Below are 23116 nucleotides of genomic sequence, written 5' to 3'. Positions count from 1 at the left end.
GGACGTCCCGTTGCGTTCAGCTGCGGTCGGACAGCTCCGGGACCGCCGGCGGCTGCTGCGTCCCGGATAGCCCCTGCCGGTATTGATACAGCATACCCCGAAGGTTCCAGTACTTGATGCCGAAGTCGATCGACCGCTCGCGGTCGTAGAAGAAAATGAAGTGCTTGATCCTGTTCTCGACGAGCTTGCGCACCATGTAGCGGGGGACGCCGAAGAGGAGCGGCACGTCGGGCAGCCCCAGGCAGACGGCCCGCTGCCTGCCGTCCCTGAACGACCGCTGGAAGAGCCATCGCGCTTTGAGCTGTTCCGGCCGTATCTGGTGATGGACGAGGCTCTTCGGCAGGTAGACCGGCCGGTATCCCGACTTTTCGAGACGGATGGTCAGTTCCGTCTCGCTCCCCATGACATAATTCTTGCCGTTCGGCCCGATGTTCGGGTTGAACTTCCAGCCCTTCCTGAACAGCTCGGCGCGTATCGCCATATTCGGCCCCCATACATGCGACGCCTCGTAGGGGCCCTCCTCGATCTTCCATTCCGCGTGCACATAGGCGAATTTGAAGAAGGGATGCTTCCGGGAGAGCGGCGCCCTTCCCGAATGGAACGCGGGGATGATGCGGCCTCCGAACACCGCCGTGTCGGGCCAGCGCGCGGCCCCCTCCCACATCTCGACGCACCAGCGCCGGTCCGCGATAACGTCATCGTCGGTGAAGAGGAAGAGCTTTCCCTTCGCTTCGCGGACGGCCCGGTTGAGGGCGTTGTTCTTCCCCCGCCTCGTCTCCACGAGATAGCGGGCGTTGAGGCTCCCGCCGAACCGCTGCACCAGGGCGCGGGTAGCTTCATCCCCGGCGTTATCGGCAACGATGACCTCCCAGCTGAGCGGTCCCGTCTCGAGGCGGCCGAGACTCTCGAGCGTCTTCGACAACAGATCAGGCCGTCTGTAGGTTGCGAGCAGTATCGAGATATCCATATCCTCCAGCCTCCTTTCAGCGCACGCGCGCCCCGGCTCCAACTGCACCGTACCTGCTCACTGCTCCCGTTATGGTGACCATCCCCTTCCTCGCCTCCCCGGCGGATCAGGCTGCCTTTACCCGCGGCGCTACGCTCCGGTAAATGTCCCTTACGAGCGCCTTCATCGTTCCCCAGCGGGGCTCGAAGGTGAAGGCCTTCGCCCAGAACGCGACCGCGCTCAGGTAGTCGCCGGTGAGCAGCGCCTCGGAAAATTTATCCAGGAACATCTCCGCCTTGAACTGTGCGATCGCCGCTTCGCTCAGGCGATACCGGGTCCGCAGCATCTCGCCGATGCGCGCTCCCTTCAGCGCCGCCAGACTGTCGCTGCCGGTGCGGCGGCGCTCCCGCGCGAGCTCCCGCGCCAGCAGGTGGAAGTCGAGCTGCTCCTCGTGCCTGTTGCGCGATATGGTCCCGGGCGTCCTCCGCATCCGGTAGAGGATACGGTCTATGTTCGCCGTTGCGAAGCGCTCGGAGACGCGCAGCCACAGGTCATAGTCCTGCGTATACCTGAACTCCTCCCGGTAGTGCCCGACAGCATCGAGGCAGGACCTCCGCAGCATCACCGAGCCGTGGCAGAAGCAGTTGCCGTACAGCATTCCCTTCACGATCTCCTCGTGGGTCTCGGGAGTGCGCCAGACCTTGAAAGCCCTTCCGGCGCGGTCGATGAAGGCGGCATGCGTTCCGACCAGGCCGACCTCGGGACGGCGCTCGAGGAAGTCCCGCTCGACCTCCAGCCGCTCCGGTTCCGAAATGTCGTCGGCGTCCTGGCGGCTCAGGTACGCGCCCCTCGCCTGCCCGAGCGCCCTGTTGAGCGACCGGGTGATCCCCTGGTTGCGTTCGTTCTCGAGGAGCACGATCCGGGGGTCTGTATACGAGCGGACGATCTCCCGCGAACGGTCGCGGGAGGCGTCGTCGACGATGATGAACTCGAAGCCGGTGAAGGTCTGCCCCAGGATGCTCTCGACGGCTTCGCGGAGGTGCCGCTCCCCGTTGTAGACGCTCATGACGATGCTGACGTCCGGCCGCCTCTCTCCACCCCCGCCGCACGGCACGCCGTTATTCGACCTCATACTCCACCTTCAGGAAATTGTTCCCGGTCGAATAGTCGACCCCGCCGAAGGTGACCGGGACTCTCCACCAGAAGAGCTTCTCGGTCCGGTGTTTCGTCCAGACGGTCACGACGATCTTCGCCGATGCACTGTTGAGCGGAATGTCCCTTATGGCGACGCGCAGGGTATGCGATCCCTGCGGCAGATCGACGGTGCGGTTGTACGCCTTGTTCGTGCTCTGGAAATAGAGCCACGGGTCGGTGCTGCTGTACATGAGGGTGTCGATATCGACCCCCTCGTAGGTCTTCGTCGACGCGTACCGCATCGAGAGCACGAACGAATCCGCGGGCCGCAGGTCCCGCTTCTCTATCGCCACCTCGTCGAAGCTGATGCTGTCGTTGCCGCTCACTACCTTCTCGATGTCGTCGCTCTGGTCCGTGGCGGCGAAGAAGCTGGTATACGCCTTGACGCCTTCGGGGACATAGTCGAACAGCCTGCACTCGCCCCTGCTGAGCAGCATCACCCGGTCCGAAAAAGTCGATACCGTATGCATGTTGTGCGATACGAGTATGATGCCGGCCCCGTTCTTCTTCAGCTCCCCGATCTTGTTGTAGCATTTGCTCTGGAACCCGTAGTCTCCCACGGCCAGCACCTCGTCCACGAGCAGGATGTCGGGGTTCAGGTGAGCCGCTACGGCGAACCCCAGCCGGACGCTCATGCCGGAGCTGTAGCTCTGCACCGGGGCGTCGATGAACTCGCCCACCCCCGAAAAATCGACGATCTCATCGAACCGCCGCTCGACCTCCGCCTTGGGGATGCCCAGCACGGCGGCGTTGACATAGATATTCTCTCTTCCGGTCAGTATGGGATTGAACCCCGCGCCGAGCGCGATCAGCGCCTGCATCCTCCCGGTTACCTCGACGCGGCCCCGGTCCGGCCGTATGAGCCCGTTGAGGATGCGGAGGAGCGTCGTCTTCCCCGCCCCGTTATGGCCGATGAGCCCTATGGTCTCGCCCCTGCGCAGCCGGAACGAGACATCCCTGACCGCCCAGAACTCATCCCGCCGCAAGCCCGCGGGCCCGCGCAGGCCCATGAGCTCGGCGCCCATGTCGCTCATGCCGTACCAGAGGGAGCGCTTGAGGCTCCGGCAGAACTTCTTATGGACCCCTTCCGCGGTGACGAGCAGGTCGGACATCAGGAGCTCATCCGCTCGATGATGAGGGGGAGCGCGACGCGGTAGACGATCCAGGCGCCGAAGAGGAGCAGGACCGTCAGGAGGCATACCAGCAGAAGCGGTACCGCGGAGCCGGTGAGCGCTCCCTTCGCCATGAGGTCCCGCGCAGCCGTCAGCAGAATGCCGGCCGGATTGACGACGGTTACCAGGGAGTACGGGAAAGCGGTCGGCGGAGGATAGACCACCGGCGTCACGAAAAAGCCGAGCTGGACCGCGACCGCCAGCAGCGACGATATATCCGTATAGAGCATGCTCACGGGCGTCAGCAGGAGGCCGATGCCCATCCCGAGGAATATGAGCATCATGATGACCCCGAGAGCAGGCACGAGCCGGAACGTCAAGGGGATATCGAAGAGAAGAAGGATGCCGAGGAGCAGCGTCATCTTGATGGCAAGACTGAAGAGGATATGGTAGAACGCCGCGAGGATCAGCGCCTCGCGGGGAAAGTTTATCTTCGCCAGCAGGGGAAGGGCGCCGCGCACGCTCGCCAGCGGTCCGTTGAGGCTCTCGGTAAAGAGCTGCCAGAGCATGGTCCCGGCCATGGCGAAGACCGGGTAAGGGATGTCGGTGGCGCCGAAGTTCACGATCCTCTTCGACTGGAGGATGATGAAGACGAGCCCGGTGACGAGCGGGGGCACAAAGGACCAGAAGATGCCCAGTATGCTCTGGCGGTACCGGGCGGAAGTATCCCGTACGAAGAGCCGCCACCCCAGCTCCCGCGCGTGCAGCAGGTCCCGCCCCATGGTGCGCAGCAACTGCACCGGGCTGCGGAGCTGCGACTCCGGGGTATAGACGACCGTTCCGTATTTATCGTTCCCGTCAGGCACACTGCCCTCTCATGAGTGCCGCCAGCGCAGGCGTCACCGGTACAGCAACAGCGCAAAGGCCGCGATCCAGCCTATGACGGACGCCTTGAGGAACCCGTCGTGCATCAGGAGCTTCGTAGGGGACCCGCTGGTCCGGTACACGAAGGTGAGCTGCATGTACCGCATGATGCCGAAGATGACGAACCCTGCCGTGAGATACAGCTTGTCGGTCCTTGCCCGCGCGATCACTTCAGGGGATATGGTGTACATGATGTAGGCGACCACCGTAACGGAGGACATGAGGACCATCGCTGCGTCGAGCAGCGGGATGTTGTAGTGCTCGATCACCTTTCTGGTCCTGCGGCCATCCTCCTTGTAGAGGACGTAATCGTCCCTCCGCTTTGCCAGGGCGAGGAAAAGCGCCAGCAGGAAGGTGATGAGAACGATCCACATCGAAAGCGATATCCCTATCGTCTCGGCGCCGACGAACAGGCGCAGGACGAATCCCGCTGCTATGATGAAGACATCGATGAGGGCGACATGCTTCAGCTTTACCGTATAGGCGATCATGACGAGCACGTAGACGAGCGTCAACGCCACAGGAGCCGTTCCCGCCAGGAACGTAATCGCCATGCCTCCGGCCAGGCACACTGCCATGAGCAGGAGCGCTTCGGTCCGGGTGACGAGCCCTGCAGCGAGGGGTCTGTTCTTTTTGACCGGATGCGCCCGGTCGCTCTCCTGGTCGTAATAATCGTTGAGGATGTAGACCGCGCTCGCCGCCAATGAAAATCCCAGAAAGGCGGTCGCTGCCCGGGCCAGCAGCTCGGGCTGATAGACCTTGAGCCCGAAGAAGAGCGGGGCGAGGATGAAGAGATTCTTCAGGTAGTGGTGGGGCCGCATGAGCCGGACGACCGCCGTGTTCATAAACGCTTCCACCGATAGTATTTCTCGTCTGCCAGCGCGAGCATATCGTTATCACCCGTGCTGTCGCCGTACGCATACACATAATCGTACGCCCCGAGATCGTACTGCAGTCCGATTCTCCTGACCTTCTCCGCTCCGTTGCAATTCCGTCCCCGAAACCTGCCCGTAACACGGCCGTTCTCGACATCGAGCCGCGTTGCGATCAGTCCGAGGCCCTGTGCCCTGCACCAGCCCTCGATCCAGTCCTCGAGGGAGGCGGTGACGATGACGACCGTGTGGCCCCGGCGCTGGTGCCAGCGTATGCGCGCAAGGGCATCAGGCCGCACGAGCTGCGGGAGCCTCTCCCTGCTGTACGCGGAGGCTATGGACGCAAAGTGCCGATACTTCCAATTCCCGAAAAAATGACTTACGACCCTCTCCTTCGCCATTTCTCTCGGAATCAGCCCCAGCGCGCAGGCGACGAGCAGGGGGCTCAAGGCGAGCGCGCCGAGCAGCAGCCTCGTGCGGCCGACGGCATACAGCAGAAAGTCCTTGAGACTGTCGTCCGCTGAAACGGTATGGTCGAAATCGAACAAAGCGATCGCCTGTCCCGCAGTGTCTTCAGCGCTGCCCGGGAGACGCATGCCCCCGGACGCGGCACGCCCGCCCCGCGCGATCATAAAGCCGTCCCTCGCGGGATATTTCCGGGGACGCAGAGCTCCGTTCCCGAGCCGACAAGCCGTATGCGCGGGCCGCACGGCGCCGCATCGACCTCATGATACCTGATGCCGTACCTCTCCAGGCGGAGCCGGTTGGACCTGAAGGAGTTGAAATCCACGACGACCGGCTTCGCGCTCTCCGCGATCGAGAGCAGCTGCCGGTCGAGCGCCCTGCTGTCACGGTACTGTGCATAACAATAAGGGCCGGCAACGAGCGCGACATCGGCAGCGGCGCTGAGCACGAGGAGGACCGGGAGGACGCGCAGCAGCCTGCTGCCGTGCAGGTGGTGCGCCAGGACGAGGGGGATGAGCGGCAGCATCCAGAGCTGCGGGACATAGCGGGCCCACCAGGGAGCAGGGTTGACCAGGGCAGATGCCAGGATGAGCGCGCCCCCGGCGACCGCTGCCGCCGTCTTCTTTGCGTTATGCCGGAACGCCACCATGACGATAAGCAGGGCCACCACGAGCATCCCGCTGTAGAAAGGCCCGAATCCGCCGACCCTCGTATCGGCCCCCCGGTGCGCTTTCAGCTCGGAAAAAGCGACGGTAAACGGCATCTTGATAGTCGCGGCCTTCGCTGCAGTTGCATTCTCGGAGCGGGAAAACACCGACAGGGCGAGCGCTTCGACGCGACTGCGGGAAAGCAGATTTCCCGGCGTATTCGGTTTAATTATGTCGACCGGCTCCTTTCCGGCCAGGGGATAGAAGGGATGGCCCTTCTTCAGAAAATTGGTGACATAAGGATTGAACCCCACCAGGAGAACACCCACGAGGGTACCCAGCGCTACATACGCTAAGAAGCGCGTCCCCGCTGCCGCTCTGCCGGAGAGCAGGAACCCGGCGAACACTCCCGCACCCAGCACGGCGATATAGACGAGCCCGGTGAACTTGATCGTGACGGCCATGATCGTGCTGAAGGCGAGCATGAGCATGACGATGCCCTGCGGCTTCGTAAAAGCAAAATATGCCAGCGAGAGGAACATCAGCAGCACGGAATAGAGCTGCCCGTCGACATAGAAGCTGAGGAGCTGGGTCAGTGCAACGGGGTTGCAGGCGAACAGGATGCTGAGCGGGACCGCCTTTTCAGGTCCTATCCGTGTCATTGCGGCGAGGGCCGCATAGCAGGTCATCATCGATGCGGCGAGGAGGAGTATATTCATGGCCTTGCCATACTCGATAGTTCCGGTTAGCTGGGAGAGCGCTGCGGCGCCGATCCATGGTCCTTTCGCATAGTGGTTTATCCAGAGCGCGTGGTCGTTGTTCGAGAGCTCGGCATGGAGCGGGTTCCATCCCCTCGCCAGCTCGATGATCGCCTCCTGGTGATAGTTCTGCCCGTCGAAAGAGAGGTCATAGAAGGCCCCGCTCAGGGCGAGGGCGAGGGCGACGATCAGGGCGTTCGTGAGCAGGAGCGCTGAAAACGCTGCAATTCTCTTCTCTCGGGGAAAAAGGGCGAGCTGCCGCCATACGATGAGTACGGCAGCGCAGACCGCGAAAAACACCGGAAGAGGCGAGAGATTCCAGCCTGCGGCAAAGAGGACTGCTGTGCCTGCCTGGTGCAGCGTAAGGGCGATCAGCAGGAAGGCTCCTGCCAACAGTCCGTAGTGCGGCTGCGGCACGGCGGCGTACGGCAGTGCGCTGCGCTTCATACCTGCGCCCCACCACGGCATACCTGCCGGGCATCCCGCACGCGTGAGAGCCCGCATGCCCGGTAGAGCGCCTCGCTCTTCTCGATACAGCTCTGAGATGAAAAGAGCTGCTCGGCGCAGCGCCGTCCTCTTTGGCCCATGCGCAGTCCTTCCGTGCGGTCCTCTGCTATGCGGATAATCGCTTCCGCCATGCGATGGTCATCCCCCACCGGTACGACGAACCCGCTGACGCCGTCCTCGACCGCCTCCCTGCTCCCGCCCACATCGGTAGTGACGACCGGCAGGCCGGCGGCCATGTACTCGATGAGTGCATTCGAAAAGCTCTCCGAATGCGAAGAGAGGACGCCGATGTCGAAGGCGGCGAGGAGCGACGGAACGTCCCGCCTCCTCCCGAGAAACCGGACCGCCCCGCCGAGGCCGAGCTCGGCGGCGAGCCGCATGAGCGCGGCACGCTCTTCGCCCTCTCCTGCAATGAGGAACCGCACGTCGTCGACCCGTCTCGCCACCTGCGCCGCTGCCCGCAGGAAGACATCGATGCCTTTTACCGGCCTCAGGTTCGCCACGACGCCGATGCAGCAGGTATTCCCGGACAGCCCGAGCTGCCTCCGGCAGCGCTCCCGCAGCACGGGATCGCTGCCCGGGTATGCCTCGAGCTCGATGCCGTTATGAATGACCCGTATCCGCTCCGCCGGCACGCCTTCCACCGCTGCGGTCCATTGTTTCGTGCTCTGCGAATTGGCGATGATGACGGTGGCCCGGCGGCTCAGGAGCTTCTTGAGCGCCACCTCTCCCCGTTTATGCCAGTATCCCTGGTTTCTCCGCGTTGCGATGATCGCCGCTGTGCCGGCGAGGCGCGCCGCGATGATGCCGGCGATGTCCGAGTCCCTGAAGTGTGTCTGGACGATAGCGATGCCCTCCCGCTTCAGGAACCGTGCGAACCGCCATAAGCGCCGCCAGGAGCCGAGCTGCTTGAAGGAGCGGATGCCGGCGACATGCAGGGGGCAGAGGTCGAACTCCTGCTCCAGCCAGGCCGAGGAGCGCAGCACGCAGAGATACGGATCGAACTGGCGGCGGTCGAGGTGTTTCAGCAGCATGAGGAGCTGCCGCTCGGTCCCTGCCGTGGGGGAGTCGATCGTGTCAATCACGAAGGCGATCTTTATCATCGCAGCGCGGTCCGTTTGAGGGCGCCCCGCTTCAGCGCTGCCGGGAGGAGTACCGCGTGCCCCGCCCTCGCCATCTCCCGGAGAAAGCCGGCGCCGAGACCGGCATGAATGGCGATGAAGACGAACGGGAGAAAGACGAGATGGCGGAGGCCGCTCCGCGAAGCGATGCGCACCGCTTCCCCGGTGACCAGCAGCCCGTACAGAATGAACACCAGGGCGAGGAGGTCGAAGAGTCCGAGGAAGAGCGCCGAGAGCGGCGACAGGAGGGCGGCGGCGGCGAGGAGCGCGATGCCGGCAACGAAAAGCGCCGGTACAAGCGTATTCAGCGAGAAGGTCCCGGCGTGCTTTTCGAGGAGCCTGAACCGCCCCTGCCCGTACCGCATCATCTGGCTGAAGAGCCCCTTCAGGTGCTCGCGGGGATAGTAGCGCACCGCCAGGGCGGGGCTGGTATACGTGGTGAAGCCCGCCTGTTCGACACGGTAGTTGAACTCCACGTCCTCGCAGGCGTCGAACCGCTCGTCCACGCTCCGGAGATGCTCGATCACCTTCCGCGTATAGGCGGCGCCGTTGCTCACGGGGCTCGCGTACCCCTCGTAGTCGCTGTAGATCAGCGAGTCGCCCCCATGTCCGATCGGCGACGACCGCGCGAGGGCCACGGCCTTCTGGAAGAGCGTCAGCCCCGGAGGGTCGAGCGGCTGCGGCCTGCCGAGGCAGTCGGCGCCGCTCTTCGCAAAGCTCTCGACGATGGCGGTGAAGTACCCGTTGTGATCGATGTGGCAGTGGCCGTCGACGACCACGAAGATATCTCCCTTCCCGTGCTCGAAGCCGATGTTCCTGCCGGCGCCCGAGAACCGCTTCCGGTTGGGGATCAGCCTGAGCATGGGGTACTCCCGCGCAAGGTTGAAGACGATCTCCCTCGTGCCGTCGTTCGACATGCCGTCGGCGACGATGATCTCGAACCGGTCACGGGGATAGTCCTGCCGCAGCAGCTGCAGGAGCGTATCCGCAATAAACCGCGCCTCATTTCTTACCGGTACGACGACCGTGATAAAAGGATGCATATACCTCTCCATAGATATGTTCGAGCTGCGCTGTCTGTTTGTCGAAGCCGAAATGACTCCTGATATAGTCATGTCCGCTCATTCCCATAGCGGCCCCGAGCTCCCGGTGCCGGGCGATACGGCAGATATAGTCCGCCATCCTCCTCGTCTCTCCCGGCTTGACCAGGAAGCCGGTAATCCCGTGCCGCACGATCTCCGGGGTCCCGCCGACCGCGGTCGCGACGACCGGTTTCCCCAGGGCGCATGCTTCGAGCACCACGTTGGGGAGGCCTTCGGTCAGGGAAGGGAGCACGAAGATATCGGCGTCCGCCATAAACGACATCATGTCCTTGCGGAACCCGGGCAGCAGGAAACGGCCGTCGAGCTTATAGCGGCTCCTCTTCGCCTCCAAGTTCTCTCGCTCCGCTCCCTCGCCGAAGACGATGCAATGAATCCGCGGGTCCCTCTTCATAGCGAGCTGCACGGCATCGAGCAGGCCTTCGAAGTTCTTTTCAGGGCTGAGCCGTCCCGCCGAGACGACGATGACCGCCTCGCGCGGAAGGCCGAAGGCTGCGCGGATCGACTGTTTCGGCAGGGCCGCAGCGCGGTCCGCGTCGATGCAGTTGTGAATGACCGAGACCTTTCCGGCAGGGACATTCAGGGAGAGCACTCTCTCTCTCTGGCTCTGCGAGACGGCGACGACATGATCGGCGGCGCGAAGAAACCGCCGGTCGAGCTGCTCAAAAAGCCGTATCCTCCGGTCCTCCCCTGTCCAGCCCCGCGAGAAGGCGATCTCCGGCCTCCCGGCGAGCCAGGACGCAGCCCGTCCTATGACATTCGATTTGTAGCCGTGGGTGCAGAGCAGGTCGATGCCGTTCCTTTTCAAAAATGAAGCGAGCTCCGGAATGACCTTCGGGTTGAAGGGGCTGTTCGTATGCAGCGCATGGGTATCGAGACCGAGGTCCGCGGCGCGTTCGAGCAGCTCGTTTCTCCGGGACCGCTCGATAAACGAAATAACCACGACGGAGAGGTCTCTGCCCGCGCTCCGCTGCGCGTGCTCGACGATCTGCTTTTCGGGTCCTCCGAAGAAATTGGTCGCGATGATATGTCCCACGCGCAAAGGCTTCACCGGGGCCTGCTCACACGCGCTTGGTCCGCAGCCAGAGACTGCTGCGGTACCGTGCAATGCCGAGGACCGTGATAAAGAAAAACCAGAGGATGAGGATCGGCGACGAGAGCAGAAAGAGCGCTCTCCTGGCGGTGAGCCGCTCCAGCAGCACCCCGGTCAGCAGATAGGCGACCTGCGTCCCCAGGAGCAACAACGCCCATCCTGCGTATACCGCTCCCCGTTCATATCCTCCGCCCTGATACAACAGCGCGGCAGCGACCGCTGCAAGGGAAAGCAGCAGCAGGAGGGGCTTGCTCAGCGCCGCAAGCGTAAGGCCCGCATCGAAGAGGGTCCGGTCCTGCGCATGGAGGCCTTCGATCATGAGGCGGAAGGCGTAGGTCTTCGATACCTTCATGCTCCCCGACGCCCATCGCACCCGCTGGGTATGCGCCTGCTCGAGGGTTTCGGGCTGGCGTGCGAGCACCGCGGTCTCGGAGGCGAAGGAGATCGGCAGCCCCTCTTTTATCAGCCGGAGTCCGTATTCGACGTCCTCTACAATCGAGTAGGCGGTCCAGGGATGCTCTACGAAGACGTTCCGGGCAAAGCACATCCCGTTCCCCCTGAGGTTGACGGAGAGGCCGAGCCGCGCCTTCGCCTCGTAGAAGAGTCTGTTTTCGATGCTGTTGCCCACCAGGAAGACGTAGGTGAGCGGGCTCGCATCGGGGTTGGCTATGCCGTCGTACGCCTGGATCACCTGCTGTCCGGCGAGCATCCGGCTGTTCATCACGTTCAGGAAATTGCGGTCGAGCACCGAATCCGCATCGAGGACGATAAAGGCGTCGAACTGCTCGCCGAGGAGCAGGGAGATCGCGTAATCGAGCGCGTGCCCTTTGCCTCGCTTCGCGCTGTCGTTTCGTTCCAGGCAGCGCATGCCCTCTGCCCTGACGACTGCGGCGGTGGCATCGGAACAGTTGTCGGCCACAACGACCGCTTCGTAAAGCGGGGCGGGGTAGTCGAGTGACTTCACACTCTTCAGTGTCACCCCGATCCCCGCCGCCTCGTTGTGCGCCGGGACGATGACGGCAAAACGCATTTCCGGCGCGCATGGCTCATACCCCTTCCCTGGCCGATGAAGGAAGTACGCCAGGGCGAGCAGGACGAGGTAGAGCGTCAGGACGCTCAGGACCGTGAGGGATACGATAAGTATGAGCTCGACAATGATCATGGCACGGGGACCGGCGCTACGAGCAGATAGCCTTCTTCTCCTCCGGCTCGTTCTTCCCGGTGTCGAAGAGGACGGCGTTGCGGATCAGGTAGGCGACCACCGCCTCCGCGCACTCCTCTTCCGTCATCTCGTGCGTCGTGAGATGTATCTCCGGGTTTTCGGGCGGCTCGTAGGGTGCGCTGACGCCGGTGAACTCCGGGATCTCGCCGCGCCGCGCCTTCTTGTAGTGCCCCTTCACATCCCGCTGTTCGCATATCTCGAGGGGACACTCGCAATAAATCTCTATGAAGCTGTCGCTGCCCGCGCGCGTTCTGAGCCACTTCCGGTCCTGGTCGTAGGGAGAGATGAACGCGGCGATCGAGATGACCCCTGCCTCGATGAAGAGCCTCGCCATCTCGCCGATGCGCCTGATATTCTCTTTCCGGTGCTCCGGCGAGAACCCGAGGTCAGAGCAGAGGCCGTGGCGGACGTTGTCGCCGTCGAATACGAACGTGCGGCATCCGAGGCGGTGCAGCCGCTCCTCGACGCGGTGGGCGATGGTGGATTTGCCGGAGTTCGAAAGCCCGGTGAACCACAGGACGACGCTCCTGTGGCCGTTCATCCGCTCCCGATGAGAGCGGGTGACGAGTGTGGTATGCCATACCACGTTACTGCAGGTCTTCTGAAGCCTTGGTATAGTCACGGGGTCGCCTTTCTTGAGCGCTGCAGGTTAGTGATGTGTCACGAGAAAGGGTTGCGGACCTTCGATATGCAGAAACGGTACTTCCCCGACCGCTCCTGCTGCAGGGAATCGACGAACTCCACCGAGTAACGCATCGACTGTCCGAAGCGCTGCACGACGAGCCGGTCGAGCTCCTTCAGCTCGGCCGCGGAGAACCGCTCTCCGCGCACTATCCTGAAGACGAGGCGGTCGAGCGCTTCCTGCACGATCTGGAGCTGCCTGATGCCCCCGAGGAGCATCGCGAAGTTCTCGGTCAGCGAGATGCCGGAGATGAAGCTCCCCTCTGCTGTCACGATATAGTCCGCCGCCCTCCCCTCGAGCGATTCGATGAGCGGATAGGTACAGCCGCATGCGCAGACCCGGTCGGAGGGCACACCGACATCGCCGATCCTGTAACGGATGAACGGCATGCCGACGTTGGTGAGGTCGGTGATGACGAGCGCCCCGGCCTCTCCGGCCCTGGCCTGTCGCCCCTCCTCGTTCAGGAACTCGACGACGAGCGTGTCCATATTGATATGGAGGCCGCGGTGCTCCCTGCATTCGCAGGCGATGAGGCTCACCTCCTCGCAGCCGTACCGGTTCGTCACCTTGCAGCCGAAGACCCGCTCGATCGCGGCGCGCTCGAAGTCGTGGAGCACCATGGCGCTGCTGATGATGCCCTTGGGCCGTATGGCCGCCAGTCCTTTCGCCTCGAGGAACTGGGCGAAGAGATAGAGCGAGTGGGCGTGGCCGAAGAGCAGCGTCGGACGCTTCCGCCGTATCCGGGAATGGAAGTCGGCCATGGCCCGCTCGTCCATCTTGAGCGTATCGAGGTAGGTGTACCGTTCGAGGAGCGCGTTCCGAACGTACCCCCGCCAGCTCTTCTTGTACTCGGGATTGCCCCAGACGGCCCCGATGCGCTCGCCGATCTCCCACCCTGTCCAGCGGTCATGCCTGAGAGCACAGGCCCGCTTCCACTGGAGGCTCTCCTCATCGACGAAGAACTCGAGCGAGACGCCGGTCGAGCCCGAGGTCTTCTTGGGCATCAATTTCTCCTTGGGTACCGTACGGGCGATCATGCTGTCCTTGTGCTTCCGGATGTCATCCTTGGTGAGCAGGGGCAGCCGGGCCATGTCTTCCCATGACCGCAGGTCGTCGGGGACGACGCCGCAGGAGCGCATCCGCTCCCGGTAATAGGCGGTGTGGGCGTACGCGTGGTCGAGGAGCCGTTTGAACCGCCGCCACTGCTCCTCCCTCACCTCTGCCAGCGGACGGTACGGCGAGGTCTTCAGGCAGGCGAAGTGTTTCAGGTAGGGGCTCCGCTCCCTGGCCGCCCAGAGCGGGGCGATGATGCGCCGGACAACGGGCGCGTAAAAGTCGCCCTGGTTCGGTTCAGTCTGCGTCATAGAGTATGCTCCTCATCGGTCCGAAGGTGAGGCCCTGGAGAAGGTCGCGCACCTTGCCCGCGGTCTTGTCGAGGTTCAGGTAATGCCTGAAACGGGACCTGAAGGATGCCTCGATCCTCGGCTGCGCGGGGTCGATCTCCCAGGGATGGAAGTAGAGCACTGCCGGCTGCCGTTCGACCCTGTTGATGTGCTGAATCGCCCTCCTGATCAATCCTACGGGGAAGAGGCGCAGGTACCCTCCGCCCGAGATCGGTACCCGGTACTCGCCGCCCGAGATCCGTATCTGTATGGTCGACATGGGGAACTCCTTGATGACTCCCGCGGGCCTCTCGATTGCATGGGGGAACCGCTGGGCGTCCGGGATGCCGTAGATGTCGTGGACAATGGGGAAGACGCTCGAATCATAGGTAAAGCCCTCTTCGATCAGGATGTCGAAGGCCCAGAGCGACGCCTTGGTAATGGAGTAGCTCGGCGCCCGGTAGCCGTTGACCGCAGCGCCGCAGAGGTCTTCGAGGATGCGGCGGGCCCTCCTGATATCGTCGCGAAACCGGTCGGGTCCGATCCGGTAGACGAGCTCATGGGCATAGCCGTGGCACGCGATGTCGTGCCCGCGCTTCCGTATCTCTTTCACCAGCGCAGGGTCCCGTTCGGCGACCCAGGCGAGGACGAAGAAGGTCGCCTTTACCCTGAATTCGTCGAGCATATCGAGGATCCGCATCGTGTTGTCCGATACCCGGAAGGGATACTGCGGCCACTCCTCCGCTTTTACATACTTTTCGAACGCGGTGACATGAAAGTAGTCTTCCACGTCGATGGTAAGGGCGTTGATCATGGGGAGAGGAAAAAAAGGTTAAAAGTAAGAACTGAGAAGTAGGAGCTGACAAGTAAGAAGTGGGAACTGAGAAGTAGGAAGTGAAGACAGGAGCCAGTCGGAGCGACCCTTCGCGCAGACCCGCTTCGGGAATCCAGAATAAGAGATCTCCCGTAAGCTCCCCCTTCTTCTTACTTCTTACTTGTCTTTTACTCAGAACCTCTTGCTGATCTCGACGAAGACCCGGTTGTTCTCGTAGCGGTCGCCGGGGAGCCGGGGCGAATAGCTGTCGGTATAGTAGTACGAAAGCGCCAGTCTCGTCTCCTCGAGGAGCAGATATTCGAACCGCAGCCCGCCCAGAAAACGGCTCGTGTAGGTGTCGAGGAAGTCCCGTTCGAGCCGCTCGATCGTGAGGTCGAGCGTCCCGGTCAGGTTCGGCGTGAGCGCGTACTTGAGGGCGCCCGTAGCGCCGTACTTGTCGGTATCGTCGCTGCTGGGCCTCAGATCGCCGGTCGCCACGGAGATCTCGGCATTGTTGTAGGAAGTGAGGCCGAGAGAGACATTGGCGTTTATCCGCTCACGGTCATAGCGCACCCCGGCCAGGTATCGTGTGCTCCTCCTCACCGTTCCCTGGGGATCTTCGGTGTAATCCACTCCCGCCTCGACAAAGCCGGTAAAGGTCGGAAAAGCATGGGTAATGCCGGCAGCCCAGTAGATGTTGCTGGTCTTCTCCCGCCCTATGTACTCGGTCCAGCTGTTGCCGACCCTGGCGTAGACGAAGGATTGGTCGAAATATTCGTAGCGCGGGCCGATATAGACGTCATGCCGCTTATAGTCGTTTACTTCGCTGTCCACATATGAAAAACGGTAACCGCCGATGATCGAAACATAGGGCGAGAGCTCGTACCGGGGCTCGATCGAGACGATATGCTCGTCCTTATCCACCGCCTGCTCGTCGTCGTACCAGGTGTTTATATAGGTATACCCTGTCGTCACGTTCAGCAGGGGCGAGACCCTGAAGACGTAGTAGGGGTTAATGGTGAGCAGGTTGCGGTTCGACTGGTCGCGGAACGTGCTCTCCCGGGTAAAGTCCCTCGTGACATCGAGAGAGACCCGCCCGTAGTCATCGGCAACGCGCACGAAGACCCTGTCCTTCACCGCCTCGATAAGCCCGTTGAGCGTGAGATGGTGGAGGATCTCGTCATCCCGTTTGTCGCGGGCATAGTAGACATAATCAAAGGTATACTTCAGGTCCCATGTCCAGAGGGGCGCTCCATACCTGAACTGAATCGAGGGCATCACGCGCGTGATGAACTCATCGACTTTGTCGTCTTCATTCAGGAAGAAGTTGTCGTTGTACTCTTCTCTCACGGTGATCGAGGGGCGCAGCTCGAACTCGGCAGCCGGAGCAGGGCGCGGCAGGAACAGCGCCGCCAGCACAACAGCGGCCCACGGCAGGAGCCCGCGCCCCCGCCGACACAGCAGTATGCCGGTGGTCATAACAGGTTTGTACACGGTGTCCTCCTCTTCAGTCCTTTACAAGGGTCTGTTTTTACTCATACAACAAATCATAGCAGAGGAACCACTGTTGCGCCACAAATAAATTTCACTTGACGGCCAGAGCCTTATGCTTATTTACGGCCGCCCGCCGCCTGGTTCCGGACCTTCTTCACCAGCTTCGCGGCAGACTTGCCGGGACTCGAAAGGGTTTCGCCAAGCTCCAGTGCTGCATAGTAGGCGAGCCTTGCCAGGCTCAATTCGCATCCCATGTCCCCGAGGGCTTTCCGGTGGTACTGCCAGAACCTGCGGTCCCTTCCCCCGAGCAGGCTCTTGCCGAGGAATCGGTAGTAGCCGCGCATCTTCTCCTCGAACCGCCTCGTCCACTCCTCATGCGGAAGGTAGACCGGCCCGTACTTCTTGAGCAGGTAGAGGCTGCTGGGGAGATAGGTGTTGCACCGCCGGGCAAAACAGGTCATCGCCTCTTTTCCCCTCCGGGTATAGGACAGCACCTCGCGCACATACCCGAAGTCGTGGCGCTGGAGTATATCGAAGCAGACTTCGGTATCGGCATGGAGGTTGTCCTCATTATAGAAGCGCTCGCGCTCTCTGACGAGGGGGGCCCTGATCAGGAGCGTCGTCGGCGACCCGAAGACGTAGAGCCGCTCGCGGAGGGTATCGCTGCAGACCTCCCTGCCCGGCACGACAGGGCCGGGACACGAGAGGCCGTTGCAGTTCACCTGCGTATCGTCGAGACGGTACGACCCGACGATGCCCACGCCGGGATGCCGCTCTGCTATCCCGACCATTTCAGCAATGCACCCGGGGAATATCCGGTCGTCGGCATGGACCACCTTCACATACGCGCTTTCGGGGGCGATCCGCCTGAGCGCGTGGTTCCAGTTCTGCATGATGGGCAGATGGCGCTCGTTGGCATGGATACGGATGCGTCCGTCTTTTGCCGCATACTCCTGCATGATCGCGAGCGAGCGGTCGGTGCTGCGGTTGTCGACAATAACATACTCCCAGTTGGCATACGTCTGGCCGAGCACGCTCTCGATGCATTCGGCAAGATTCCTTGCGCCGTTATAGACAGGCGTAACAACGCTGACGAGCGGCTGGATGCCGCGTCCACCGGCGCGCCTCATCGTTCCCGGGCTCCTTCGGGATCCATACGCGAGACCCCTTCGCCCCTCATCCTGATTACCCGCGCAGGCACCCCCGCTGCAATGGCGTGGTCGGGGATATCCCGCGTCACCACCGACCCGGCGCCGATTACGGCGCCCCTGCCGATGCGAACGCCGTCGAGGACGATCACGCCGAATCCGAGCCATGCGTCGTCGCCGACCGTGATGCCCCCTTTTGTCGTGAGAGGCTGCAGGCGGATGAACTCTCCGGGCTCGAAGCGGTGATTATATGAGTACAATGCGCAATGGGGAGCGATCTGCACCCCGCAGCCGATCCGGATCGGCCCCTTGTATCCCATGATCTGGCAGCGGGGCTGGATGTAGGTGTCGGCGCCGATCGATATCGCACCCCCGTCGCCGGTGGCGATAACCGTATCGCGGAGCAGGTGGACCCGGTCCCCCAGGTCCACCGCTCCTGCGCCCTGCGCCTGGTTGATGACTACCCTGTCCGCAATGAACACATTCTCTCCCATGGTGAGACAGGGATGGTTGAGAATTGCCTGTGGATCCACGTATCCCTTTCGGTTCAGGCAGGCGAGATAGTACCGTGAGGTATAGGGGGGAGCGCACCAGGCGGCAAGGCGGGTTGCAATTCTGCCCGCCGGGCCCAGCCCCGCGAACCTCATCCAGAATGCGATCCACCGGGATCTGAGCGGCGGTATCAGGTGCCTACTCCCGCCGGTTTCTGTTTTTTCTTGTTGATGGGGGTGATCTTCGGCACGCCCTTCGAAGGGCCGGTCCTATTTTCCTCTTTCTTTTCCAGCCCCTCCGCGCTACCCGCATCGACAGTCCTGAAGTAGGCTATGGCCCTCTTCAGCCCTTCCTCCAGAGGCATTGCGGGCTTCCAGCCGAGGAGACGCGCCGCAAGCGCTATATCCGGCTTGCGCTGCAGCGGATCGTCCTGCGGCAGGGGTTTGAAGCAGATCGCCGAGGACGATCCGGTCAGCTCGATCACCTTCCGTGCGAGCTCGGCGATCGAGAACTCAGAGGGGTTGCCGAGGTTTACCGGTCCCGTAATATCGTCGGCGCTGTTCATCAGTCTGACCAGCCCATCCACGAGGTCATCGACATAGCAGAAGCTCCGTGTCTGGCTCCCGTCGCCGTAGACGGTGAGGCGCTCCCCGCGCAGCGCCTGCACGATGAAGTTGCTCACCACCCGTCCGTCGTTGGGGTGCATGCGGGGACCGTAGGTATTGAAGATGCGGGCCACCTTGATCCGCAGCTTGTGCTGGCGGTGGTAATCGAAGAAGAGCGTTTCGGCGCACCGCTTGCCTTCATCGTAGCAGGCCCGCACCCCGATCGGGTTGACGTTGCCCCAATAGGTCTCGCACTGGGGATGCAGGGCGGGGTCGCCGTAGACCTCGCTCGTCGATGCCTGCAGTATCTTCGCCCTCACGCGCTTCGCGAGCCCCAGCATGTTGATGCTGCCGTGCACCGACGTCTTGGTGGTCTGTACGGGGTCGAATTGGTAGTGAACCGGAGATGCCGGGCAGGCGAGGTTATAGATCTCATCGACTTCGACATAGAGCGGAAAGCAGATGTCGTGGCGCAGTACTTCGAAGCAGGGATGGCCCATGAGGTGGGCGATAGTGCTCCTGCGTCCCGTATAGAAGTTATCAGCGCACAGGACCTCATGCCCCTCGTTCAGAAGCCGCTCACAGAGGTGGGAGCCGAGAAAGCCGGCCCCCCCGGTAACGAGAATTCGTTTACTCATGGCTGGTCACCCCACGCATTATTAATTTTGCCGGGAGCATATTCAGCGCTCCTGTATATCCGGGAGTCTTTTCCACCACTGACACTCTCCTGCTTTCACGCGAACCCGCTCTACAGCGGACTTCATCGTGTCTTTGAGACAGCCGCTTCTGCTTTTTATCCCTCTCGGGTTGATCGGATCGTCGAGCAATTCAGGCCAGAGGGAGGCGATCAGCGCCTGGTTGAGTGCGTACGAAGGAGGTCTCCGGTACTGCTCGTCCACCGAAAGCATCGTGACCAGGAGATCCCGGCAGTTGAAAGGGACAAAGACCTCCTGCACGATGTCCCACTCGAGCTGGCTCATCGCCTGCCAGTTGCCCTCCCTGTTCTCCCACTTGAAGAGATCGAGGACTTCGACGTTGTACAACAGATCGGCTCCGGAGAGCCACCGGTCGAGGTGCCTGATCGCAAAGGGATGGTCCCCCATATTCGCCAGCCGGGCGAGCAGACCGGGGGTTACCTCCCTGGTCCGCTCCGCTTCGGGCAGGGCATATTTATAGAAGCACTTCGCGATACCGACAGCATTTCCTTTGACGCAGACGCGATCTTTCGGATAGTGACGGTCGAGTCCCTGTGCGATGACGCCGTACACCTCTCTTGCCGTCGCCACGTTCTTGTTATAGAGCCTCTCGAACTGTCTGTCCATGGAGGAGGGACAGGGGATGACCGTATGCCCGATCCCCATCCTCGAGAGCAGCCGGGAGGGGATGGTTATGTCGGGACTCTCCTCGGTCATGTCCCAGTACTTCATCGAGAAACAGAAGAGGCGGTCGCGGAATGCGCGCGATGCGGCCAGGACGAGCCGCGTATCCCGTCCCGCGGTCATCGAGAGGGCAGGATCGAACCGGCTGAAGGCGCCCCCCATCAACCCTTTCAGCATCGACGGCAGCCGCTCCACCGCGGCAGCGAACGATACCGCTGGGAGCGGGCCGTCAGGCCAGTACCGCTCCGCCGAACCGGTCGAGAGATCGAGCGCGTGGTTCGGCAGGAGATGCCTCACCTCTCGATAGGGAGAACTGTCGCCCGGCCACCAGAACTGGCAGTCCCTTTTCTCGAACGATACGATGAAGTCCATCGCCTCCCGGTCGGCCTGAAGACCGAGGATATCCGCGATAAGACCGGGCTGTGAGGCGCACCACAGTTCATCGGTCCACCGCACATCGGTATAAAAGACCTGCCTGAAGCCGGCAGGATCGGTGAAGAGCTGAACGGCTGCACCGTCGCTAACGATGAGGATCCATCTCCCTCCATAGGCGGCGGTGCGCTGCCGGAGCGTATCGCAGGCGCCGCCATTGCAGAGGACACTGAGCAGACCGCGGAGGATATCTGCGTCAGTAGCCGACGGCCTCCCGGGATCGATGAGGTATCCGAGCAGGGTTACCCCCTTCCCTCCGCTCCTCTCCTGGCAGACCGGCAGATCGGGATGCACCGTGAGACAGCGCTCGTCGTCGACAGTAACCCTCTGCCACGAAGGCATCCCGTCCACGAAACGCCGCCCCATGATGAATTGGCGGCGGAAGAGGAGCCGCTCGGCCTTGCCGTTACTGCTCCGACGGTTTTTTATTGAAGTAGTAATAGTCGTAGACGGGCTCATAGTTCTGGATGACCTGCCATATTTCGTTGTCGCTCTTGCCCTCCATATAGGATTTGAGGTAGAGGACGCCGCCGAGCTCGGTCGTGAGGTCCACCGAATAGAACATCGTCCCCCGGTTGAAGATATCGAGGTAGTAGATGCCGGAGTAGCAGGCTTCGTAGAACATCCTGCCGTACCTGAGCTCCTCCTTCTGGATATCCATTTCCTTCCGGGAGATGACGGTCTTGGTACCGTAGTGCGTCTTGGGATAGTCCACATTGTCGATGTTCTTTTCGAACACCACGGCCCTTATGAAATTCTCCTTCACCTCCGTCGATTTCGCCCCGTTCGTGTCGGTCACCGTCATTTTTACGGTGTAGTTGCCGGGCTTCGAATAGGTATGGGACGGGTTCGCCGCGGTGCTCGTCGTACCGTCGCCGAACTCCCAGAACCACGATTTGATCGAGCCGGTGCTCGCATCGACGAAGCTGATGGCAAGGGGGGCGACCCCTTCCCGCACCCGTGCACTGAATTCGGCTCTCAGGGGAGCGGTGGTGCTGCCGACGGTGATGTAGCCGGTCTTCGTCTTGGTGCTGCTACCCAGGGGACCGTAGACCGTCAGGGTAACCGTGTAGGTGCCGGGTTTACTATAGATACGGGTGACCTCATCCATCCGGGTGCTGGTCGAGCCGTCGCCGAAGTCCCACTTCATCGCCCTGATATCCCCGGTGCTCCTGCTGTAGAAGTCCACCTCCAGGGGCTCTGTCCCTGCCCTGGTCCTGGTGTAGAAGTTGGCCTGGAGCACCATGGGAGGGTTGCTGACATGGGCTATCTTGATCGCATCGGCGGCAACAGTGCCGCTGCTGCTGCCGGTCAGCCTCACCGAGTAATTTGCTGCATTGAACGAGAACTGCCCGAGGCTGTTCCATTTGCCGCCGTTGTACCGCTGGTCCGCCGCCACCGTCGTGCTCCCCCCTGCATGCCCTATCGTGTAGGGAGCGCTTGCGCTCCGCGAGGTGCTGGACGGCCACAGGGCATACACGGTGTACGTTCCGGACAGAAGAGGCTTGAACAGCCACTTCGCCTCGCTCGTCACCCCTCCCAGTGGTGCATACATATAATTCTCCGAGAAGTATTCCTTTACTATCTGCGTCTCATACCATTCTCCACTGGACTCGAAAGACGGATACCATGGTGCGGTGTTGACTATGAAATACTTCTGGTGGTCCGTATTCGCCGGGTCCGGGGGCGTCCCCGTAGAAGAGTACCAGGCAGGGGTGGAAGAGTCGAAATACCGTATGATCGGGTTTCTCCGCGCCGAGTCCACTTTATAGAAGGTGGGATCGCCCGGGACCTGGTAGGTAATATAGTAGTTGTAGGGCGGCGCTCCCCGGGGGTCGCCGAAGGTGTAAGGCATGATGCCGCTCGTGCCGTCCTGGAACAGAGGCCACCAGTAGGGAAACGCTTGCGTCGTCCTCAGGCTCTTCATGCTCACCGGGAACACCGGTGACGAGGTGTTGAGGATCCGGGCATCGTCGATATAGCGGATGTTTTCGATTGTCTGGCTGGCCGTCTCGGTCAGGGTGCCGAAGACCGCTCCCAGGCCGTAGTTGGAGTGCCCGGAGTAGATGATGTGCGCTCCTTCGGTCCGCAAGGCCTGCTTGAACGCCTCCATGTCCTCGATGAAGCGCACCCGGAAGCTCTCGTTGAGTGCCCTGTTATGGTAGGTCCAGACCCCGTTCGCATAGGTCGCTCCCATGCCCTGGAGCATCTCCTCGTACGGCGGCTTCATGTTCTTGAAGTTGTAGCCCAGCGCCACATAAATATCCTCAGTAACGGGCGGCTGGTCGGGGACATAGACGAATTTCACGGCATCGGCGGAGTAGGTCGTGGGAGAGGGCCTCTCTGCGAGGATCGATACCGTTCCTCCCGACGCATTATCGAACATGAAGGCGCCGAGATAGTTCCATTTCCCGCCATCGAGCTGCTGGTTGACGCGGACGGTCTGGGAGCCGTCCCGGTACTGTATCGTCACCGGCACATCGGCAGCACGGGACGGCCACTCCGTCCACCACATATACACCTGGTACTGGCCTGATCGGGGAAGGGCTGCACGCCATTTATAGAGCGCTCCGTCCCGGCCGTAGAGGGAGTTGGCGCCATAGGGGTTGGGGGCGCCCGATACTGCCCAGGAGCCGGTGAAGGAGGTGCCCGCAGCGCCGTTGTCAACGATCACCTCTACCGAGGGCTGCTCGACCGTAAGACCCTGGCTTACCTCGGGAGACCATG

Annotated in this window: 20 protein-coding genes; all 20 read right to left on the bottom strand. The window is 62.0% G+C overall.

Going from position 1 to position 23116, the window contains the following annotated elements:
- Positions 1-16: 16 nt before the first annotated feature.
- The gene (locus tag AB1805_16035) at positions 17-967 is read right to left on the bottom strand and encodes a glycosyltransferase family 2 protein (GenBank protein ID MEW5746939.1); all 951 of its coding nucleotides are present in this window, start codon (positions 965-967) and stop codon (positions 17-19) included.
- Between the two features lie 106 nt (positions 968-1073).
- The gene (locus AB1805_16030; GenBank protein MEW5746938.1) at positions 1074-2078 is read right to left on the bottom strand and encodes a glycosyltransferase; all 1005 of its coding nucleotides are present in this window, start codon (positions 2076-2078) and stop codon (positions 1074-1076) included.
- Positions 2065-3252, bottom strand: coding sequence for an ABC transporter ATP-binding protein (locus AB1805_16025; protein ID MEW5746937.1), 1188 nt, complete (start codon positions 3250-3252; stop codon positions 2065-2067). The genes AB1805_16030 and AB1805_16025 overlap by 14 nt, the downstream gene beginning before the upstream one ends.
- The gene (locus tag AB1805_16020) at positions 3252-4118 is read right to left on the bottom strand and encodes an ABC transporter permease (GenBank protein MEW5746936.1); all 867 of its coding nucleotides are present in this window, start codon (positions 4116-4118) and stop codon (positions 3252-3254) included. The genes AB1805_16025 and AB1805_16020 overlap by 1 nt, the downstream gene beginning before the upstream one ends.
- A 33-nt stretch (positions 4119-4151) precedes the next feature.
- The gene (locus AB1805_16015; protein MEW5746935.1) at positions 4152-5021 is read right to left on the bottom strand and encodes a decaprenyl-phosphate phosphoribosyltransferase; all 870 of its coding nucleotides are present in this window, start codon (positions 5019-5021) and stop codon (positions 4152-4154) included.
- Positions 5018-5680, bottom strand: coding sequence for an HAD-IB family hydrolase (locus AB1805_16010; GenBank protein MEW5746934.1), 663 nt, complete (start codon positions 5678-5680; stop codon positions 5018-5020). The genes AB1805_16015 and AB1805_16010 overlap by 4 nt, the downstream gene beginning before the upstream one ends.
- The gene (locus tag AB1805_16005; protein MEW5746933.1) at positions 5677-7365 is read right to left on the bottom strand and encodes a hypothetical protein; all 1689 of its coding nucleotides are present in this window, start codon (positions 7363-7365) and stop codon (positions 5677-5679) included. Before AB1805_16005 ends, AB1805_16010 begins: the two co-directional genes overlap by 4 nt.
- A complete protein-coding gene (locus AB1805_16000; GenBank protein ID MEW5746932.1) occupies positions 7362-8528 on the bottom strand; it encodes a glycosyltransferase in 1167 nt (388 codons plus the stop codon). Before AB1805_16000 ends, AB1805_16005 begins: the two co-directional genes overlap by 4 nt.
- A complete protein-coding gene (locus AB1805_15995) occupies positions 8525-9589 on the bottom strand; it encodes a glycosyltransferase family 2 protein (GenBank protein MEW5746931.1) in 1065 nt (354 codons plus the stop codon). Before AB1805_15995 ends, AB1805_16000 begins: the two co-directional genes overlap by 4 nt.
- The gene (locus AB1805_15990; GenBank protein ID MEW5746930.1) at positions 9549-10697 is read right to left on the bottom strand and encodes a glycosyltransferase; all 1149 of its coding nucleotides are present in this window, start codon (positions 10695-10697) and stop codon (positions 9549-9551) included. Before AB1805_15990 ends, AB1805_15995 begins: the two co-directional genes overlap by 41 nt.
- Positions 10698-10707: 10 nt before the next feature.
- Complete coding sequence (locus AB1805_15985) at positions 10708-11901, bottom strand: glycosyltransferase family 2 protein (protein ID MEW5746929.1); 1194 nt, start codon at positions 11899-11901, stop codon at positions 10708-10710.
- A gap of 16 nt (positions 11902-11917) precedes the next feature.
- Positions 11918-12577 carry an adenylyl-sulfate kinase gene (gene cysC, locus AB1805_15980; GenBank protein MEW5746928.1) on the bottom strand — a complete coding sequence of 220 codons (660 nt, stop codon included), beginning with the start codon at positions 12575-12577 and terminating at the stop codon, positions 11918-11920.
- A gap of 44 nt (positions 12578-12621) precedes the next feature.
- Positions 12622-14007 (bottom strand): phenylacetate--CoA ligase family protein, encoded by a 1386-nt coding sequence (locus tag AB1805_15975; GenBank protein MEW5746927.1) that lies wholly within the window; start codon positions 14005-14007, stop codon positions 12622-12624.
- The gene (locus tag AB1805_15970) at positions 13994-14839 is read right to left on the bottom strand and encodes an XrtA system polysaccharide deacetylase (GenBank protein MEW5746926.1); all 846 of its coding nucleotides are present in this window, start codon (positions 14837-14839) and stop codon (positions 13994-13996) included. Before AB1805_15970 ends, AB1805_15975 begins: the two co-directional genes overlap by 14 nt.
- Before the next feature lie 192 nt (positions 14840-15031).
- Positions 15032-16333: a TIGR03016 family PEP-CTERM system-associated outer membrane protein gene (locus tag AB1805_15965; protein MEW5746925.1), complete on the bottom strand. Its 1302-nt coding sequence runs from the start codon at positions 16331-16333 to the stop codon at positions 15032-15034.
- A gap of 116 nt (positions 16334-16449) precedes the next feature.
- Entirely contained in the window at positions 16450-17463 is a 1014-nt protein-coding gene (locus tag AB1805_15960) for a glycosyltransferase family 2 protein (GenBank protein ID MEW5746924.1), read from the bottom strand.
- Positions 17460-18014 carry an acyltransferase gene (locus AB1805_15955; protein ID MEW5746923.1) on the bottom strand — a complete coding sequence of 185 codons (555 nt, stop codon included), beginning with the start codon at positions 18012-18014 and terminating at the stop codon, positions 17460-17462. The genes AB1805_15960 and AB1805_15955 overlap by 4 nt, the downstream gene beginning before the upstream one ends.
- Positions 18015-18163: 149 nt before the next feature.
- Positions 18164-19216, bottom strand: a complete 1053-nt coding sequence (locus tag AB1805_15950; GenBank protein MEW5746922.1) for a UDP-glucuronic acid decarboxylase family protein — start codon at positions 19214-19216, stop codon at positions 18164-18166.
- Positions 19217-19258: 42 nt separating this feature from the next.
- Positions 19259-20848, bottom strand: a complete 1590-nt coding sequence (locus AB1805_15945) for a hypothetical protein (protein MEW5746921.1) — start codon at positions 20846-20848, stop codon at positions 19259-19261.
- The coding region (locus AB1805_15940; protein ID MEW5746920.1) for a PKD domain-containing protein at positions 20796-23116 on the bottom strand (2321 nt) is incomplete at its 5' end. The genes AB1805_15945 and AB1805_15940, both read right to left, overlap by 53 nt.

The sequence above is a fragment of the Nitrospirota bacterium genome, from assembly GCA_040752355.1.
GTDB lineage: Bacteria > Nitrospirota > Thermodesulfovibrionia > Thermodesulfovibrionales > Dissulfurispiraceae > JBFMCP01.
The sequence above is the reverse complement of the archived record's forward strand: the minus strand, read 5'-3'. Positions and strand labels throughout refer to the sequence as shown.

Excerpts from the sequence above, each read along its gene's own strand:
- AB1805_16000 (MEW5746932.1), bottom strand. The coding sequence starts at position 8,528 with ATGATAAAGATCGCCTTCGTGATTGACACGATCGACTCCCCCACGGCA.
- AB1805_16015 (MEW5746935.1), bottom strand. The coding sequence starts at position 5,021 with ATGAACACGGCGGTCGTCCGGCTCATGCGGCCCCACCACTACCTGAAG.
- AB1805_16005 (MEW5746933.1), bottom strand. The coding sequence starts at position 7,365 with ATGAAGCGCAGCGCACTGCCGTACGCCGCCGTGCCGCAGCCGCACTAC.
- AB1805_16030 (MEW5746938.1), bottom strand. The coding sequence starts at position 2,078 with ATGAGGTCGAATAACGGCGTGCCGTGCGGCGGGGGTGGAGAGAGGCGG.
- AB1805_15945 (MEW5746921.1), bottom strand. The coding sequence starts at position 20,848 with ATGAGCCCGTCTACGACTATTACTACTTCAATAAAAAACCGTCGGAGC.
- AB1805_15995 (MEW5746931.1), bottom strand. The coding sequence starts at position 9,589 with ATGCATCCTTTTATCACGGTCGTCGTACCGGTAAGAAATGAGGCGCGG.
- AB1805_15985 (MEW5746929.1), bottom strand. The coding sequence starts at position 11,901 with ATGATCATTGTCGAGCTCATACTTATCGTATCCCTCACGGTCCTGAGC.
- AB1805_15950 (MEW5746922.1), bottom strand. The coding sequence starts at position 19,216 with ATGAGTAAACGAATTCTCGTTACCGGGGGGGCCGGCTTTCTCGGCTCC.
- AB1805_15970 (MEW5746926.1), bottom strand. The coding sequence starts at position 14,839 with ATGATCAACGCCCTTACCATCGACGTGGAAGACTACTTTCATGTCACC.
- AB1805_15975 (MEW5746927.1), bottom strand. The coding sequence starts at position 14,007 with ATGACGCAGACTGAACCGAACCAGGGCGACTTTTACGCGCCCGTTGTC.
- AB1805_16035 (MEW5746939.1), bottom strand. The coding sequence starts at position 967 with ATGGATATCTCGATACTGCTCGCAACCTACAGACGGCCTGATCTGTTG.
- AB1805_15960 (MEW5746924.1), bottom strand. The coding sequence starts at position 17,463 with ATGAGGCGCGCCGGTGGACGCGGCATCCAGCCGCTCGTCAGCGTTGTT.
- AB1805_16025 (MEW5746937.1), bottom strand. The coding sequence starts at position 3,252 with ATGTCCGACCTGCTCGTCACCGCGGAAGGGGTCCATAAGAAGTTCTGC.
- AB1805_16010 (MEW5746934.1), bottom strand. The coding sequence starts at position 5,680 with ATGATCGCGCGGGGCGGGCGTGCCGCGTCCGGGGGCATGCGTCTCCCG.